The 14,590-nt window shown below is 37.2% G+C and carries 18 protein-coding genes; 4 read left to right on the plus strand and 14 right to left on the minus strand.

Annotated features, from left to right (window positions below):
* Positions 1-179: 179 nt before the first annotated feature.
* From IGI52_RS06945 to IGI52_RS06970, 6 genes are all read right to left on the minus strand, one after another.
* The gene (locus tag IGI52_RS06945; protein ID WP_016181988.1) at positions 180-1,283 is read right to left on the minus strand and encodes an alpha-hydroxy-acid oxidizing protein; all 1,104 of its coding nucleotides are present in this window, start codon (positions 1,281-1,283) and stop codon (positions 180-182) included.
* 1,042 nt (positions 1,284-2,325) lie between these two features.
* Complete coding sequence (locus tag IGI52_RS06950; protein ID WP_438780820.1) at positions 2,326-3,033, minus strand: hypothetical protein; 708 nt, start codon at positions 3,031-3,033, stop codon at positions 2,326-2,328.
* Between the two features lie 270 nt (positions 3,034-3,303).
* Entirely contained in the window at positions 3,304-4,803 is a 1,500-nt protein-coding gene (locus IGI52_RS06955; protein WP_438780821.1) for a hypothetical protein, read from the minus strand.
* A 21-nt stretch (positions 4,804-4,824) separates the two neighbouring features.
* Positions 4,825-5,151, minus strand: coding sequence for a zinc ribbon domain-containing protein (locus IGI52_RS06960; RefSeq protein WP_438780822.1), 327 nt, complete (start codon positions 5,149-5,151; stop codon positions 4,825-4,827).
* Positions 5,152-5,168: 17 nt separating this feature from the next.
* Positions 5,169-5,534: a zinc-ribbon domain-containing protein gene (locus IGI52_RS06965; RefSeq protein WP_438780823.1), complete on the minus strand. Its 366-nt coding sequence runs from the start codon at positions 5,532-5,534 to the stop codon at positions 5,169-5,171.
* A 1-nt stretch (position 5,535) separates the two neighbouring features.
* The gene (locus IGI52_RS06970; protein ID WP_438780824.1) at positions 5,536-5,754 is read right to left on the minus strand and encodes a helix-turn-helix transcriptional regulator; all 219 of its coding nucleotides are present in this window, start codon (positions 5,752-5,754) and stop codon (positions 5,536-5,538) included.
* Between the two features lie 138 nt (positions 5,755-5,892).
* On the opposite strand from IGI52_RS06970, the gene IGI52_RS06975 reads away from it, so the two are divergent.
* Positions 5,893-6,234: a helix-turn-helix domain-containing protein gene (locus tag IGI52_RS06975; RefSeq protein WP_438780825.1), complete on the plus strand. Its 342-nt coding sequence runs from the start codon at positions 5,893-5,895 to the stop codon at positions 6,232-6,234.
* Positions 6,235-6,338: 104 nt separating this feature from the next.
* Here the strand turns inward: IGI52_RS06975 and IGI52_RS06980 are convergent, their stop codons facing one another.
* Together IGI52_RS06980 and IGI52_RS06985 are read right to left on the minus strand one after the other, a co-directional pair.
* Positions 6,339-7,061 (minus strand): hypothetical protein, encoded by a 723-nt coding sequence (locus tag IGI52_RS06980; protein ID WP_438780826.1) that lies wholly within the window; start codon positions 7,059-7,061, stop codon positions 6,339-6,341.
* 421 nt (positions 7,062-7,482) lie between these two features.
* The gene (locus IGI52_RS06985; protein WP_438780827.1) at positions 7,483-7,743 is read right to left on the minus strand and encodes a helix-turn-helix domain-containing protein; all 261 of its coding nucleotides are present in this window, start codon (positions 7,741-7,743) and stop codon (positions 7,483-7,485) included.
* Between the two features lie 289 nt (positions 7,744-8,032).
* On the opposite strand from IGI52_RS06985, the gene IGI52_RS06990 reads away from it, so the two are divergent.
* Positions 8,033-8,632: a helix-turn-helix domain-containing protein gene (locus IGI52_RS06990; RefSeq protein WP_438780828.1), complete on the plus strand. Its 600-nt coding sequence runs from the start codon at positions 8,033-8,035 to the stop codon at positions 8,630-8,632.
* A gap of 175 nt (positions 8,633-8,807) precedes the next feature.
* Positions 8,808-9,959, plus strand: coding sequence for a tyrosine-type recombinase/integrase (locus IGI52_RS06995; protein WP_438780829.1), 1,152 nt, complete (start codon positions 8,808-8,810; stop codon positions 9,957-9,959).
* A gap of 87 nt (positions 9,960-10,046) precedes the next feature.
* On the opposite strand, the gene IGI52_RS07000 is transcribed toward IGI52_RS06995, so the two are convergent.
* The 3 genes from IGI52_RS07000 to IGI52_RS07010 are packed head-to-tail and all read right to left on the minus strand — an operon-like array spanning position 10,047 to position 11,077.
* Positions 10,047-10,367, minus strand: a complete 321-nt coding sequence (locus tag IGI52_RS07000; RefSeq protein WP_016181986.1) for a DUF1292 domain-containing protein — start codon at positions 10,365-10,367, stop codon at positions 10,047-10,049.
* A 15-nt stretch (positions 10,368-10,382) separates the two neighbouring features.
* The gene (ruvX, locus tag IGI52_RS07005; protein WP_016181985.1) at positions 10,383-10,811 is read right to left on the minus strand and encodes a Holliday junction resolvase RuvX; all 429 of its coding nucleotides are present in this window, start codon (positions 10,809-10,811) and stop codon (positions 10,383-10,385) included.
* Positions 10,808-11,077 carry an IreB family regulatory phosphoprotein gene (locus IGI52_RS07010; RefSeq protein WP_010739601.1) on the minus strand — a complete coding sequence of 90 codons (270 nt, stop codon included), beginning with the start codon at positions 11,075-11,077 and terminating at the stop codon, positions 10,808-10,810. The genes ruvX and IGI52_RS07010 overlap by 4 nt, the downstream gene beginning before the upstream one ends.
* Positions 11,078-11,324: 247 nt before the next feature.
* Between IGI52_RS07010 and IGI52_RS07015 the strand changes: the two genes are divergently transcribed.
* Positions 11,325-11,792, plus strand: coding sequence for a TspO/MBR family protein (locus IGI52_RS07015; protein WP_016181984.1), 468 nt, complete (start codon positions 11,325-11,327; stop codon positions 11,790-11,792).
* Between the two features lie 37 nt (positions 11,793-11,829).
* Here IGI52_RS07015 and IGI52_RS07020 read toward each other — a convergent pair whose 3' ends face one another.
* The 3 genes from IGI52_RS07020 to IGI52_RS07030 form a co-directional block, all read right to left on the minus strand.
* Positions 11,830-12,402, minus strand: a complete 573-nt coding sequence (locus tag IGI52_RS07020) for a GNAT family N-acetyltransferase (protein WP_311894961.1) — start codon at positions 12,400-12,402, stop codon at positions 11,830-11,832.
* Between the two features lie 186 nt (positions 12,403-12,588).
* Complete coding sequence (glnA, locus tag IGI52_RS07025) at positions 12,589-13,929, minus strand: type I glutamate--ammonia ligase (RefSeq protein WP_016181982.1); 1,341 nt, start codon at positions 13,927-13,929, stop codon at positions 12,589-12,591.
* Between the two features lie 49 nt (positions 13,930-13,978).
* On the minus strand, positions 13,979-14,359 hold the full coding sequence (locus tag IGI52_RS07030; RefSeq protein WP_010744471.1) for a MerR family transcriptional regulator: 381 nt from the start codon (positions 14,357-14,359) through the stop codon (positions 13,979-13,981).
* Positions 14,360-14,590: the final 231 nt, after the last annotated feature.

Raw genomic sequence — 14,590 nt, forward strand, 5'->3', positions numbered from 1 at the left:
TTATGCTTTTATTGTGTATTCTTCGAAAGGATTTCTAAACTATCCTATTTCGACTGTTTGGAAAAGTCTGTGCAATTTATTGAAGTCACTGAGTTTGAACTTCCGACTGGCTATTTATCATTTAGTCACAGAGAAAATTTTACATCTAAAACGCAAGTTATAGATGTAAACGACTTCTTCTATAAATAACGATTCTCTCTTAAAACAATTTTTTTAATATCCTCTACTGTTTGAGTACCGGCTAATTGCATCACCATTTCCAATTCCTTTTTGAAGAAATCAAAGACTTGCTGTACACCAGTAGAACCGCCTAACGCCAGCCCATAAATCACAGGTCGACCAATTGCAACTAAATCAGCGCCCGAGGCAAGTGCCTTAAAGACATGCTGACCGCGGCGGACACCACTATCAAAAACGATTGGTGCTCTTCCCGCCACTGCTTCGGCAACATATTGTAATGAATCAAAAGATGCTGGCCCACCGTCTAATTGACGTCCACCATGGTTGGAGACCCAAATTCCTGAAGCTCCCGAACCAAGTGCTCTTTCGACATCTTCTTCAGACTGAACTCCTTTAACATAGACCGGAAGATCAGAATAGCTGGCAATAAATTCGACATCTTGAGGGCTTAATTTTTGTTTTGATGAGCCATAAACTGCATCCATTGTCTGTCCAATTCCTGATTGGTACGCTTGGACAATCGGCATTGCTAAAGGAAAAGTGAAGCCATTGCGCCGATCCGTTTCACGATTGCCGCCAACAGTTGCATCGGCAGTCAACACAATTGCTTTTGCTCCATTGCGCTTTGCCATAGATAAAATATCTTGATTGATTCCATTATCTTTACTCATATAAAATTGGAACCATTGTGGTGCATCTTCTCCGCCAGCTTCACGGATTTCTTCCAAAGTACAAGAGGCATAGGAACTAGCCGTATAAATGGTACCAAAACGGGCAACACCTTTGGCTGAAGCTCGTTCGCCTGCCACATTCGCCAATCCATGTGCGGCGATTGGAGCCATAATAATAGGCGCTGTTAAATCCTCGCCATCAAACTTCGTCCTTGTATCCGGCAGTTCAACATCTCTTAATACATGAGGGATTATCAGCTTATGATTAAAAGCCTTTTCATTTTCCTGATACGTAAAAATATCTCCGGCACCGCTACTTATATAACCATATCCGCCTTTTGGTATGACTTCTTTTGCAGCTTCTTCTAAATCAAACATATTTATAAAATCGATTGCACCTTCTGCTGTACTGGCTTGATAAATTTTCTCCATCTGATTTCCTACCTCCAAAGTGATAACGTTTACAACATTAATGTTACGCTTTCCTTTGATGGGTGACAAATGATTAGCTTATATAGTCTTTTTGCTTATATTCCATAAAAATAATAATAGAATCCGAGTATAAAACTATCTTTTTGCCAACTAAATCTTCTAAATAAATCAACCAGACAGAGCCTTTTGATTTATCATTTAAGCAAGAATAAACAATTATATAATTGACACTCAAGTTCTAAGTTTATAATCTTTTAAAAGAGAGGAGGGATGAATGAAGAAATCTCTGAAAAACATTCTAAAGAGTGCGGTTACTTTAGGGTTTTTATATTTCATCGCTTCATTTTGTGCTTATTTAGCTAGGGAGCAATTAAATTTATTCACATTCATTCACTTTATCCTACTGACATTTTTTACTATCAGCCTCCTCATCTTTGTGATGGAGATAGTACAAAATAAATAAATTCTGTATTATAAAAGCGGAATCCTTTTTAACTGGATTCCGCTTATTTCTCTATTCTTCTTCAGTCATGAATGAGAAGTAGTTTTCAGTCAATAACGCTTTGTATCAAATCAATTTTTTTTCATAGTATGGAGAATTTTTAATATCAAATAATTTCATTTTGGAAATACAGAACACGGTCAAAATCACGGTCACCAAAAATTTAAAAATAGAAGTCTTCTACACGCCCGCTGAGACTATTGTAACGGAGCCATTATTATGGTTCCTTTTTGCTACTTTTAAAAATATATCTATCTGAAACGCTTGTAGGTCATTTCATTTATATTTTCTCTTACTAGCTAGTTTGATATTTTATAGCAAAACCTAATAAAAGTATTTTGCACCTTTAACATCTGAAACAAGCTCTACTGACTGATGTAGCAATTACTTATTCGACTGATCGCACCATCGTTTCAGATGTCCTTTTATTTAGGCGGATTCAAATTCCCACAAAAAATAAGCCTACAGTATCATAATACTACATATAGGCTTCTCTCTTGATTACAGTCAAAAATACAAACTACTCATGACATTACCTTCTTATTCTTTTTCAATTAATTGCTCAACTTCTTTATAGATTAAATCATTTTCTAGATCACTAAGGAAAACTCGAATAAAAGCCTTCAATTTATCAACACCATACTCAGGGTGTCTTCTAGTGTAGTGAGTTTCATCATTTCCTAAATAACTGATTGCCTTAGCTAATTTTTGTATTCTTACATTTTCTAGCTTACTTATTTTTGAACTTAACGATGTTTTTGGATTTTCTAACCATTCTTTTTCTACGCCCTCAACAGGATGTTTTATTAAATAATCAGTGATTAGAAACTCAACTGCTTTTCTGTACCCCATTCCAGCAAGTTGGTCTAACTCATTTTTCTCAGCTTCTTGAGCCTGCTCGTAAATCTTCATGAAGTCAGGAAAATTTTTTACTACATATTCAGGAACATTACTGATATCTTCTTTCAGCCTCGGGAACGACTCAACCACTTCATAGTACCATCCTCTATTAGTGCCTGCAATTTCTTCTATATAATGCATACTTGTATTTCTACAATTTTGGCAAGCTGTAAAAATTATTCCGTCAGAAAAATCTTCATCTCCATTTAGCAACACGCCTCCAACAGCTAATTGTTCACCAGTATTTTTACAATGATGGCAAATTCTTGGCGGTTCAACGGACACCCCTTCTATACAAGTCACCTTGTTTTCTTCTTCATTATAGTAACTTAAATTGTAGTCACCCAAGCTAAATACCTCCTCTTCTAAAAATATGCTCTCCTATCTGAGTATACAAAACTAGTAAAACAAAGACAAATGCCATCAGCTTTATTATCTACACCCGCTTATTTAGTTTCATTTCAGATACTTTCATTTTTTCGGGTTGCCCCTTGCAGAAAAAATAAGCCTGCAGTAGCATATACTACACATAGACTATTCTTTCATATACGGTCAAAAATGCACGGGGTGGGGCTCATCCTATTTCTGTAGCTACCTGTACTCTCATAGCTAATAGGCTTAAAAACGCATTTTATCAATGACTAATTGATAGGCTGGACTTGCGGACGTGGGTTTTCCATCTACAAAAGTTACTGAGTAATCACTTTCAAACGGCTCCTGTAAACTAACGGGGACACCAGCTTTTACATTGTTCTTCACGTCATTGCTGACTCTTCTTGTAAGCTCGATATACTGCTGAACTTTCTGTTTATCACCATTGGAGCGATTCTTTTCTTCCAAAGTGAAATAGATTACTACTCTACCGTCTTTCTCCCCTAATGAGCAAGTAGAAGAGGCTAAGTTATATCCACTAATAAATTGTTCTATAGACTGATTCTTCAATTGTGCAAACGCACTCGCATCAAGTATTCCTTTATAATCCAATAACTTATCATCCAATGATATAACGTCCATTAACTCATTGCCGTTAAAGCGACCTACATATATCGTTCCAGACAATATATCTGGCTCATAAGTATAATTGTAAATTGTTCTGTCCACACCTATGTTGTTCGTTACAGCGTCTACCGCCTTTCCAATTGCTTTTTGTTGTTCCTCATTAAACTCATCATAACTCTTAGGTGTTCCTGTACCAGCAAGCTCTGCTGGGTCACGGGGCATTTGAATAGAATTAGATTCATTCTGAGAAGTCTCAGCTTCTTCACTAGCTCCACTGGAACCCTCAATTGCAGAAGATTCTGTTGTGACTTGCTCAATTCTAGTCAAGGTAGACAAGAGCATTATTTTCTTGCCATTCTCATTAAAATAATGACCAGCTAACTGCATCTCACTTTTATCTTGCTCACCCAACATCAGCATCATTGAACCACCAGAAATCTTTTCTTCTCCAAATAATTTCCTGATCTGTTTTACACTAAGGTTAATCGTGCGCACCCTATTAAAAGTATAATTAGCCCTGTTTCCAGTACTAATATCTTCCACATACTCATCGGAAATGTCCAAATTCATATAAACATCGGAGTCATCATCTGTTTCCCATTCCCCATAGTAATCTTTCTTTTTAATGGTCTTCTTTCGTGAATCAACGAGCTCATCTTCCCATTCTTTAGAACGTTCAGTTTCAGTTTTCCCATCATCACTTTTCTTTGTTATCTTGCCATCTAAGAATCCCTTATAAATAATTTCAGCCATTGAAATATTAAACTGACCTGTTTCTATCAATCCAGAATCATCATTTGACGCCGCTTTTCTAATTTGACCGATCCCATCATACAGATTGTCTTTACAGTCCTTTACTGCTTTAGGCAAGCTATCAGGTACCTTTTCCTGTTTTACTTCATCTTGCTTCTGCTTAAGGGATTTGTTAAAACTACTTATTTCCCCTGCTGACATAGATGTTTTTGATAGCTCTTTCATTTCAGAATCTACCTCATCTACTATCTCTAACATGTTCTGTACATACTGCTCTGCCTTTTTAGCCTCCGAAGTACAACCAACTAATGATAGAAGAATCAAAGTGGCGATGATGGCTCTACGGCTCCCTTTAACTTTATTCATTTGCTCCTCCATATAACTTTACTAATTTAATAATAGCACCTCACTATACGGTATCTCTACGAATATTTTATCTTTTTTCGGATAGTACTCGATATTTACATTGATAACAGCCCCGTTATCAAGTTCCGCTTTTGCTTCGTAAGTATCATTGCCGTTATCATTGGTTATCATGACATCTTCACATTCACGATCTAACTCATATTGCTCCTGTAAAATTTGGTCTATTATAGGCTCTGCCGCTTTCTCTATATCCGGTGATCCGTTTCCAAACACTACAAATGCGATGATACCTACTACGGCAACAAGCACCACTATTAAAATTTTATTGTTTGATTTTCCATTTTTCATGCTAGTTCACTCCTCTTTTAATAACCCGTTGACATCCCAATTAATACATCCAAGATTCCACCTGCCACGCCTGCAATCATGAGAATAGTCCCCATTTTTTCATCCTTGTCTCTATATAGATACCCCATAATTACCGCAATAGCGCCAAACAGAACAGGTATGAAAAGTAGAGAAATTACCATAGAAGCCCATCCAGCAATTAAAAATAGTTTTCCTGACTGCTTACCATTATCAACACGCGTTTTAAGCCCGCTCAGAGCTTCGTCAGCCCCCTGCTTTATGAGTTCGGTACTGTTACTACTCTTTTCCTCTAAAGATATCCCACATGCTGGGCAGAACTTAGAACCTTCCTTAACTTCATTTCCGCACTTGCTACAGTACATACTATTTACCTCCCTTTTTATGGAACTCATCATGAAATAATATCTCTTTGCTCACTTCCAAGATTTCCTCAAGCTTTTGCATCTGATACGGTTTTGGTGTAGTTACCGCCCGCTCATATGAACTCATCGTCTGCTGAGATACACCTATTTGCTTTGCTAACTGAATTTGAGTTAACCCAGCTTTTTTCCTGTAATACACCAACTGTCCTTTCTCATTCATCGGGATAACCTCCTTTGTTTGATTAAATTATATACACTAAAAAAGAGTATTTCAACTCATTTATAGAGTACAAGCTTTTTAAGTATTTTGAATTACTTGGAAATCGAGTATTCTTACTTAAAAGGGGAGTCAACTAATATGGATCATTTAGGAAACATGATAAAACAGCTAAGAAAAGAAAACGGGCTAACTCAAAAAGAACTTGCCAAAATGGTGCACGTTAGTCAGCAAGCAATAGCCCGTTATGAGAGTCAAAAAGCTGAACCGACTTTTGATGTCTTAGTAGACATTTCAGAGGCATTCGGAGTACCTATACACTACTTTTTAGATATGGACGCATCGGAAGCCGAACAGGAGTATATAGCTATTTATCGCTCTCTTAACGAGGAAAACCAGAGAAAAGCTCTAGATTTTTTAAGGCTCTTAAGACGGCAAGAAAACGAATTTAATGCTACGCTTCGTGATTTGTTGGATAAATAGAATGTTCCCGAAAAAGGGCTTCCCGCTCACTGTATGAATTGAACTCTTGTAAATAAGGAAAGCTAGCACAACATAAATAAAATAGTATGTGCTAGCTTTCCCATCTATATCTGATTCAATTTCTTAATCTTTTCCTTCAATCGGCGTTCTTTTCGTTTAACAGACTCTTTACTTATTTTTCGCTCCAGCGCAATCTCTTCATCGCTTTTCAAACAAAACTGCTTCAAAAGAGCAATTTCATCATCCCTTAACCTCTCACGTAAAACACTTTCCAGTTCCAAATCCTGAAACCGACTATAACTATTGTCACTTATCGAAGACGAATAGAAATCGACCGTAATATTAATTTTAGGTCTATACCTATTCAACCCGCTACGCCGACCCTTCTTGATTGCTTTTTGTTCTTGCTTTGATCTGCCCCCGTATGTCTCATTGAACTCACGCTTGATTTGATTCTCATCTTTTCTTTCTTTCCCGATTTCAGCTAAATACCGTTCCTGAGTTCTAGAACGGGCGTTAGATATTATTTGTCTTAATTCCTCATCCGATTCTACAGAATCTCGTAGTAAGAAAGCTTCATATGAATACCTAAAGTCTTTATTTAATCTAGTATGAAATGTTTTTTTTCTCAATAATAACTGGAAATAGACACTGACTAATAGCTCGTTATCTAAGTCTCCGTATGACCACCAGCCATTACCCTCTACGCATGAATTCCAAATTTTTTCTACAGCCTTCTTGAATAATCCAGAATAGGGTTTCTTGTTTACAATCTTTTTAAGAATTCTTTTTGCTGTATAGGGGTTAATTTCATCAATTTTTTTCATCTTTATTCTCCTTCTTTTGTCCGTTTATTAACAGTCGTGCGCACTCACTTCATGAAGAGTCCTCTAGTAACTCTTTATTAACTTGTAAGCTATATATTATAAGTATTTTATTTTGGATTAATGACTCGCTATCGCTCGTCATTTGAATCCTTATATTAATTTTGTCTCCTCTTAGTTTAAAAGGTATGATAACAGCGGGGGCTTCGCCCCCTCCGTCAACGTTAGGTTGTTTGGTTAAGTAAAATTGCTTACGGGTCTGGGCAGAGCCCGAGGGGATAGTCTGCTTTTTTACTAAAAGCTCTAGTCAGAAAAATAATCATTATTCTGTCAGAAAACTTATATAAGCTTTCTTGATCTGAATAAATATCTACAGTACTTCTTTTCAAAATCCACTTTTAGTCAGCAGATATTAGTGTATCAATCAGTATCTGTTTTCATCCAAAAACTCACAAATATCAGATTTCTTGTAGAGACATAACCCATCAATCTTTATACGTTTCAATCCTCGCCTCCGCATTTTATTTAGAGTATTGGTTGATATTCCTCCTATGTAGTCTCGTGTCTGTTCTGTTGTCAAGTAGTCACCATAAGTTACTGCTGAGCTGGCTGTTGAATCAACTATTTTCTTAACTCTCGCTTCCAACTCGTCTATCGCACCCTCTACGTTTACTAAAATATCCATATAAAACATCCTTCCCTAAGAATAAAAAAACGCTTTTCCAATACAAATAGTATCGTCTAAAGCGTCTGAAAGCAACCTATTTATTTATAAAGAACATTCTCTAAAAACCTTTCATTACAAGCTATAGACTTTTGTCAATAGCTTCACTTTCTTATTGCCCCTCCCATAAAATAATCTAACATTACAATTACATTAGATAACAACCATAACTGTTTGTCAAGGGAAAAACAAAATAATCTGTTGACTCAGTAAACGAATATTGATAAAGTTAATGTAAAGGAGTGTTATTATGTCTAAAAAACTACCCTCTTTGATCGATCAAAACTCTATAGGACAAAGAATCCAATCAATTCGAAAGAGTTTTAATTGCACAATGGAGGATTTCGGTCGCTTAATAGGCGGGACAACCAAATCAGCAGTTTATAACTGGGAGCATGGAAAAAGACTTCCTAACAGAGAGAGTCTTGAGCTAATAGCTATTCTTGGGAAAACAAGCATTGATTTTATTGTCTATGGCGCCTTCGACGAATTTCTAAGATCATTGTTCACTATCAGTACAGATCAATATAAGTCCATTAGCAGATTCTATGAGTCTTTAGGACACAACGAGGGTTTTGCCTTCTATGAACGTGCATCCGATAAAACCAAACAAGAAATAATAGCCGTCGTCATGAAAGAAGTACATAGGAATAAGTGGAGTTATCAGGATACACCACATATTTTGGATAGTTTTTCCATGATAACGAAGAATGAAATGAAAAAAAGGGAGTACATCGAAAAGCTTCCAATTATTATAAAAAAAGCTCTATCAGAGATCAAGAAAATCAAGCTCACGGATGCTGAAATCAGTGGACTACTAGAATTGATTGAAGAATACCTAAAAAATTAGCACGTACATTGAAAGGGGAAATGTGCAGAAAGAATAAGAAGGCTCTAACTCATAGTTGTCTTAATCAGCCAGCTATGATACCAAGATAAAGAATGTCGATGTATTCGAAAAGCTGATAATAAAAGGCTTTTTAGCTCTCAGCGGGCTTAGAGGCTTCCTAAAAGGAGATTTTATCATGGCAACATATCGACAATACTCAAAAAAAGACGGAACAAAAGCTTGGATGTTTCGACTATACCTCGGAAAAGACGAAACTACCGGAAAAGATAAGGAAACCACTCGAAGAGGCTTTGAAACAAAGAAAGAGGCTCAACTCGCTTGCGCTAAACTGAAATTGGACTTTGAAAAGGATGGTCTCGTCAAGAAAACAAACAAGGAGACTTTCCAAGATGTTTATACACTTTGGTTAGAAACCTACAGAACCACCGTTAAAGAAGTCACTTTCATCAAAACTGAAATAAAATTCAAAAAGTGGATTCTTCCACATTACGGGAGCCTTTTTATTGATAAGGTCACAGTCAAGAACGCTCAAAAAATCCTTAACCAATGGGCGAAGGACACAGATCAATACAGGGTTCTTCATTCTACAGCTAAGCGGATATTTGCCTATGCTGTCCACCTCGGACTTATCCAGTTTAATCCACTAGAGCATGTGATGATGCCCAAAAGAACCAGAGGGAACCATACAAGCGATGCAATAAAGGTTTATAGTAAAGAACAGATCAAAATCTTGTTCGATTATCTAGATACTGAACCTCATACGTATTCAAGTGACTTTAACAAGGTTCTGCTCCGTTTCCTATTTTTTAGCGGATGCCGTGTTAGCGAAGCCTTAGCGCTGAACTGGAAAGATATCGACTTTGACAAAAAAGAGGTTACGATCAGTAAGACGCTTAGCCAAACAAAGAATGGTTACTCGATTTCTCAACCAAAAACAGCAGGTAGCAACGCTACAGTATCTTTAGATGACAAGACTCTATCAATCTTGAAAAGATGGCAGATTGATCAAAGAAAATATATGCTCTCATTGGGCATAACTGATCCCAGCCTTGTCTTTTGTGGTATTTACAAGCAGATAATTACCCACCATAGCATCTACCAGCGGTTGAAAACAATAACCACTAATGCTGAACTACCTTTTCTGGGTGTTCACGTTACACGCCATACACATGCCAGTATTTTACTAGACGCAGGCGAGTCAATGAAGGCTGTCCAAGTCCGTCTAAGACACTCATCAATAAAGATGACCATGGATACATACGGTCATCTGAGCAAAGAAACTAAAGAAACAACAGCCGAAAAGTTCGTAGAATACGTAGATTTATAGTAAAACACGTTCATTAACACGTTCAACTAGGCGTACAAAAAAGCTGAACCCTTATCTAACAAGGGTTCAGCCATCATTTCTACTCTATTATTCTTCTTCTGCCATGAATGTATTGAAGACTTCTTCAATCATATCCCATTCAGCGTCTGTTTCAATTTGTTGTAGTTCGCCTTCGCTACCGTCTTCGTTTTCAACATATGCATAGGCTTGCAATTCAACATCTTCATCTTCAGGCGCGCCCGCTGGATAAAGCAATACATAATTGCGATTAAATTCTTCTTGACCATCAATTGTCAAAAGAATTTCGTAGAGTGTTTCATTTCCTTCATCATCCACTAAAGTAATTACTTCATGTTCGTGGTCATGATCGTGCTCGTGATCATGGTCATGTGTGTGTTCATGTGCCATATCTATTCCTCTTTTCTAAAGTTTGTTACTCGTTCGATCAAGATAATTTTGTAGAATCATGACCGCAGCAAGTTTGTCGATTACTTTTTTTCTTTTTGATCGCGAGACATCCGCTTGTTCCACCAACATTCGTTCAGCTTGCACTGTCGTTAGTCGTTCATCCTGGAATTCTACTGGTAAATCAAAAAGTTCCTTGATTTTTTCGGCGTAAACCATCGAAGCTTCTGCTCTAGGACCAATCGAATTATTCATGTTTTTAGGAAGCCCCACCACAAACTTAGTAACTTGGTATTCTTTGACCAATTCACCTAAGCGTTCAAAGCCAAACTTCCCTTTTTCTTCATCAATTCGGATGATCTCGACTCCTTGAGCCGTCCAGCCAAATGGATCGCTGACCGCAATTCCGACAGTTTTTGAGCCGACATCTAATCCCATTACTCTCATCGAATATCTATACCATGATCCTTCAAGTAATATTTCACTAAAACTTCCATCACTTCATCGCGCTCGTGACGACGAATCAAGTTTCGTGCATCTTGATAACGAGGAATATACGCAGGATCTCCTGATAATAAATAGCCGACGATTTGGTTGATTGGATTATAGCCTTTTTCAGCTAAAGCATTGTAGACAATCGTTAATGTTTCGCTAATCTCTTTTTTACGATTGTCATCAAAATCAAAACGGACTGTTTCATCTGTGTATCCCATTTTCTCACACCTCTCCTTGGAATTATCAACAATTACATTTTACTAAAAGAAGACAAAACTTACAAATTTTGCAAGTTGCCAATCTCTTGGCTTTAGAAAATCTTCCGAATTATTATAACATGCTTTTACTAAGTTAGATTGTTTTTCTTAAGCATCTTTTTTTCTTTTAAGGATAATCCTCGTTATACTGAATAAGTGGAGAGTACGCTTGAGTACAACAAACTTCAAGTAACAAAGGAGGTAAACCATGTTAAATCGATTTTTTAAACTGCTCGCTTGTATCATTGGTGTAGAATTAATAGGTTCTATATCAGGATTTTTTGCTGGTGATATTCCCGCTATCTACGCCCAGCTAAACAAACCATTTTTAGCACCGCCAGGAAATATCGTCGGAATCATTTGGACTGTACTTTACGCGTTGATTGGTCTAGCGTTATTTCTTGTGATTGACAGTAAAGAACCAAAAAGTAAAACGCTCGCGTATTTTCTTTTTGGTATTCAGCTGGTGCTTAATTTTATTTGGAGCATTATTTTCTTCGGCGGATCACACTTCTGGATTGCATCATTCATCAGTCTTTTTCTTCTGATAACGATTATTTTCAGTATTCGTGAGTTTCGCGGCATATCTAAAGGAGCTGCAATTTGCTTTATTCCTTATCTGATTTGGATCGCTTATGCAACCTATCTTTCCTTTGGATTGGCCATTTTAAATTAGCTTTTTCGTAAAGGACTTCCGTTTATTCGGGAGTTTTTTACTTTGCAAAGCACTTTATCAATATCGCTGTTCCTGAAACACCATAATCGCCAGTGCCATAAAGTGATTGATAGTCCTTCGAAAGAAAATCAGACATCATTTTATTTGTACGCTCGAAACCTGATTTTTCATAGGATTTAATTGCTCGAATATTTTTATTTGATGGTGCTAGAATTAGAAGGTCAATTGCTAACTGTTGATTTAAATAATTACTCAAAGCTAGAATTGCATCATTTCCAAAGCCTTTTCCACAATTTGCTTCATCTTTCATCCAGATATCCAGCTCCGCAGAATGCGGTTTTAAATGAAAAGCCGAATAACTAATGAATCCCACAGCTTCTTGATCATTCATGATGATAAAGCCCTGGCCCTTCTCTGGTTGCGTTCCATTGAAATAATATTCCGCATAATAATCTTCGTAAAACTCTTGAAAAGTCGCAATCTTTTTTTCAGGATAATCCGGCGGTCCGCTATGGGATTTGGTCGTTTCTGATTGAAAACACCATTCGTACACACGTTGGCGATCTGCTAAAGTCGCCGCCTTCAGTATTGTTTTATTTCCTTTTATCATAGATACTCTCCTTTCTACATAAATACTGTCTACTACTTATTATTATACGTTACTGTACGAGAATCTGCTTTGTTGATTTGACCACTATCAAACCCACACGAGAAGAGCTGGCGCTCATTATAAGATTCTTTTTTCGGATATAAAAAAAACTCTTGAGGAGTTCCTCAAGAGTTTTGCGAGTTAGGATTAATAAAGCTCTAAGTATTGATCGCGTTCCCATTCTGAAACAGTTTGACGGAAAGCTGCCCATTCCATGCGTTTTGCTTCATTGAAATTCGTATAGATATGACTTCCTAAGGCATCAATCATAATTTGATCCTCACGTAGTGCTTTGATCGCATTGTGGATCGTTGAAGGTAAATCGTAAATTTCTGCTTCTTTACGTTCTTCTTCAGTCATCACATAGATATTGCGATCAACTGCTGCTGGTGGAGTCAAGTCATTGCGAATACCATCTAATCCAGCTTCTAACAGAACCGCCATTGTTAAATATGGATTAGCAGCTGGGTCAACTGAACGTAATTCCAAACGTGTAGATAAACCGCGAGACTCAGGTATACGAATTAAAGGAGAACGATTACGTCCGCTCCAAGCCACATAAACAGGGGCTTCAAAGCCAGGAACTAAACGTTTATAAGAGTTAACAATTGGATTACATACTGCCGTGTATGCACGCGCGTGTTTTAAAAGACCTGCTAAAAATTGGTACGCTGTTTTACTTAATTTCATTGGGCCATCTTCGTCATAGAAGACATTGCCTTCGTCATTGAATAGTGACATATTGCAGTGCATACCAGAACCATTAATACCATACAGAGGTTTTGGCATAAATGTCGCATGCAGACCATGCTTACGAGCAATTGTTTTAACCACTAATTTGAATGTTTGAATATTGTCACAAGCTTCAATAGCATCCGCGTATTTGAAATCAATCTCGTGTTGTCCCGGAGCTACTTCATGGTGAGAAGCTTCTACTTCAAATCCCAAGCTTTCAAGCTCTAACACGATATCGCGACGGCAATTTTCCCCCAAGTCAGTTGGCGCAAAATCGAAGTAACCACCCTTGTCATTCAAGTCCAATGTAGGATCACCATTTTCATCCATTTTGAATAAGAAGAATTCTGGTTCAGGTCCCAAATTAAATGATGTGAAGCCAAATTCTTCCATTCCTTTTAGGACGCGCTTTAAGTTTCCACGCGGATCTCCTGGGAACGGAGTGCCATCTGGACTGTAAATATCACAAATTAAACGACCGACTTTTCCGTGATCACTTTCCCATGGGAAAATCATCCATGTAGATAAATCTGGGTACAGATACATATCGCTTTCCTCAATACGGACAAATCCTTCAATAGATGAACCGTCGAACATCATTTTGTTATCTAGGACTTTTTCCATTTGACTAACTGGTACTTCAACGTTTTTGATTGTCCCCATGATGTCTGTGAACATCAAACGTAAAAAACGGACATTTTCTTCTTCTACAATTCGTTTAATATCCTCTTTAGCTAGATCTTTTTTCGGCATAATATCTAATCCCTTCCTCGCACTTCATTTTTTTTATATTCCACAACCACTACAGCTTAGGACCTTGTGATTGATATGGATTTTGTTGTTGAAACCCGCCTTGAGTTAGCATTTCGTCATAAAAAATTCGACGAACATCTTTATCAGTTAATGGCGGTTTCTCTTTGGCAGCTTTGACTTCTTCTTGTCGCATTTGATAGACACGCTTGATCCCTGCCATGTTAAGTCCATCAGATAAATAATCTTTGATTTCTAGCAGTACATCAATGTCATTTAGAGAATACATCCTACGGTTACCTTCACTTCGTTCTGGGTGAATCAATTCTTGCTCCTCATAGTACCTAATCTGTCTTGCAGTCAAATCTGTTAACTTCATAACTGTACCAATTGGAAAAACGGCAAGCGAACGTCGCAATTCTTTTTCCCGCATAACATCTCCTCCTTGTTTTTTGATGTTGGAAAAAGAATACCACCCGATAGACCAATCGTCAAGGGTTAATGTTAGATTTTCTTACATAGAATTTAGTAATGTTCGTTTTTTGCGGAAAAAGCGCAGTATATCAACCTTTTTAAAGAACAGATTTTTTTGATATACTGATCAAAAAAGGAGACTGGGAGAAAAGTGCAAAAATTTGACATCGGTACGTGCGTTAAAATTAAA

It is taken from the genome of Enterococcus sp. DIV0187 (genome assembly GCF_051713785.1).
Lineage (GTDB): Bacteria > Bacillota > Bacilli > Lactobacillales > Enterococcaceae > Enterococcus_A > Enterococcus_A avium.

Bases quoted from the DNA above. Each gene is read 5' to 3' on its own strand.
- IGI52_RS06990 (WP_438780828.1), top strand. From the start codon at position 8,033: ATGTCTAAAAAACTACCCTCTTTGATCGATCAAAACTCTATAGGACAA.
- IGI52_RS07030 (WP_010744471.1), bottom strand. From the start codon at position 14,359: ATGCGGGAAAAAGAATTGCGACGTTCGCTTGCCGTTTTTCCAATTGGT.
- IGI52_RS06970 (WP_438780824.1), bottom strand. From the start codon at position 5,754: ATGAATGAGAAAGGACAGTTGGTGTATTACAGGAAAAAAGCTGGGTTA.
- IGI52_RS07000 (WP_016181986.1), bottom strand. From the start codon at position 10,367: ATGGCACATGAACACACACATGACCATGATCACGAGCACGATCATGAC.
- IGI52_RS06960 (WP_438780822.1), bottom strand. From the start codon at position 5,151: ATGAAAAATGGAAAATCAAACAATAAAATTTTAATAGTGGTGCTTGTT.
- ruvX (WP_016181985.1), bottom strand. From the start codon at position 10,811: ATGAGAGTAATGGGATTAGATGTCGGCTCAAAAACTGTCGGAATTGCG.
- IGI52_RS07015 (WP_016181984.1), top strand. From the start codon at position 11,325: ATGTTAAATCGATTTTTTAAACTGCTCGCTTGTATCATTGGTGTAGAA.
- glnA (WP_016181982.1), bottom strand. From the start codon at position 13,929: ATGCCGAAAAAAGATCTAGCTAAAGAGGATATTAAACGAATTGTAGAA.
- IGI52_RS06955 (WP_438780821.1), bottom strand. From the start codon at position 4,803: ATGAATAAAGTTAAAGGGAGCCGTAGAGCCATCATCGCCACTTTGATT.
- IGI52_RS07010 (WP_010739601.1), bottom strand. From the start codon at position 11,077: ATGGGATACACAGATGAAACAGTCCGTTTTGATTTTGATGACAATCGT.
- IGI52_RS06945 (WP_016181988.1), bottom strand. From the start codon at position 1,283: ATGGAGAAAATTTATCAAGCCAGTACAGCAGAAGGTGCAATCGATTTT.
- IGI52_RS07020 (WP_311894961.1), bottom strand. From the start codon at position 12,402: ATGATAAAAGGAAATAAAACAATACTGAAGGCGGCGACTTTAGCAGAT.
- IGI52_RS06975 (WP_438780825.1), top strand. From the start codon at position 5,893: ATGGATCATTTAGGAAACATGATAAAACAGCTAAGAAAAGAAAACGGG.
- IGI52_RS06980 (WP_438780826.1), bottom strand. From the start codon at position 7,061: ATGAAAAAAATTGATGAAATTAACCCCTATACAGCAAAAAGAATTCTT.
- IGI52_RS06985 (WP_438780827.1), bottom strand. From the start codon at position 7,743: ATGGATATTTTAGTAAACGTAGAGGGTGCGATAGACGAGTTGGAAGCG.
- IGI52_RS06965 (WP_438780823.1), bottom strand. From the start codon at position 5,534: ATGTACTGTAGCAAGTGCGGAAATGAAGTTAAGGAAGGTTCTAAGTTC.
- IGI52_RS06995 (WP_438780829.1), top strand. From the start codon at position 8,808: ATGGCAACATATCGACAATACTCAAAAAAAGACGGAACAAAAGCTTGG.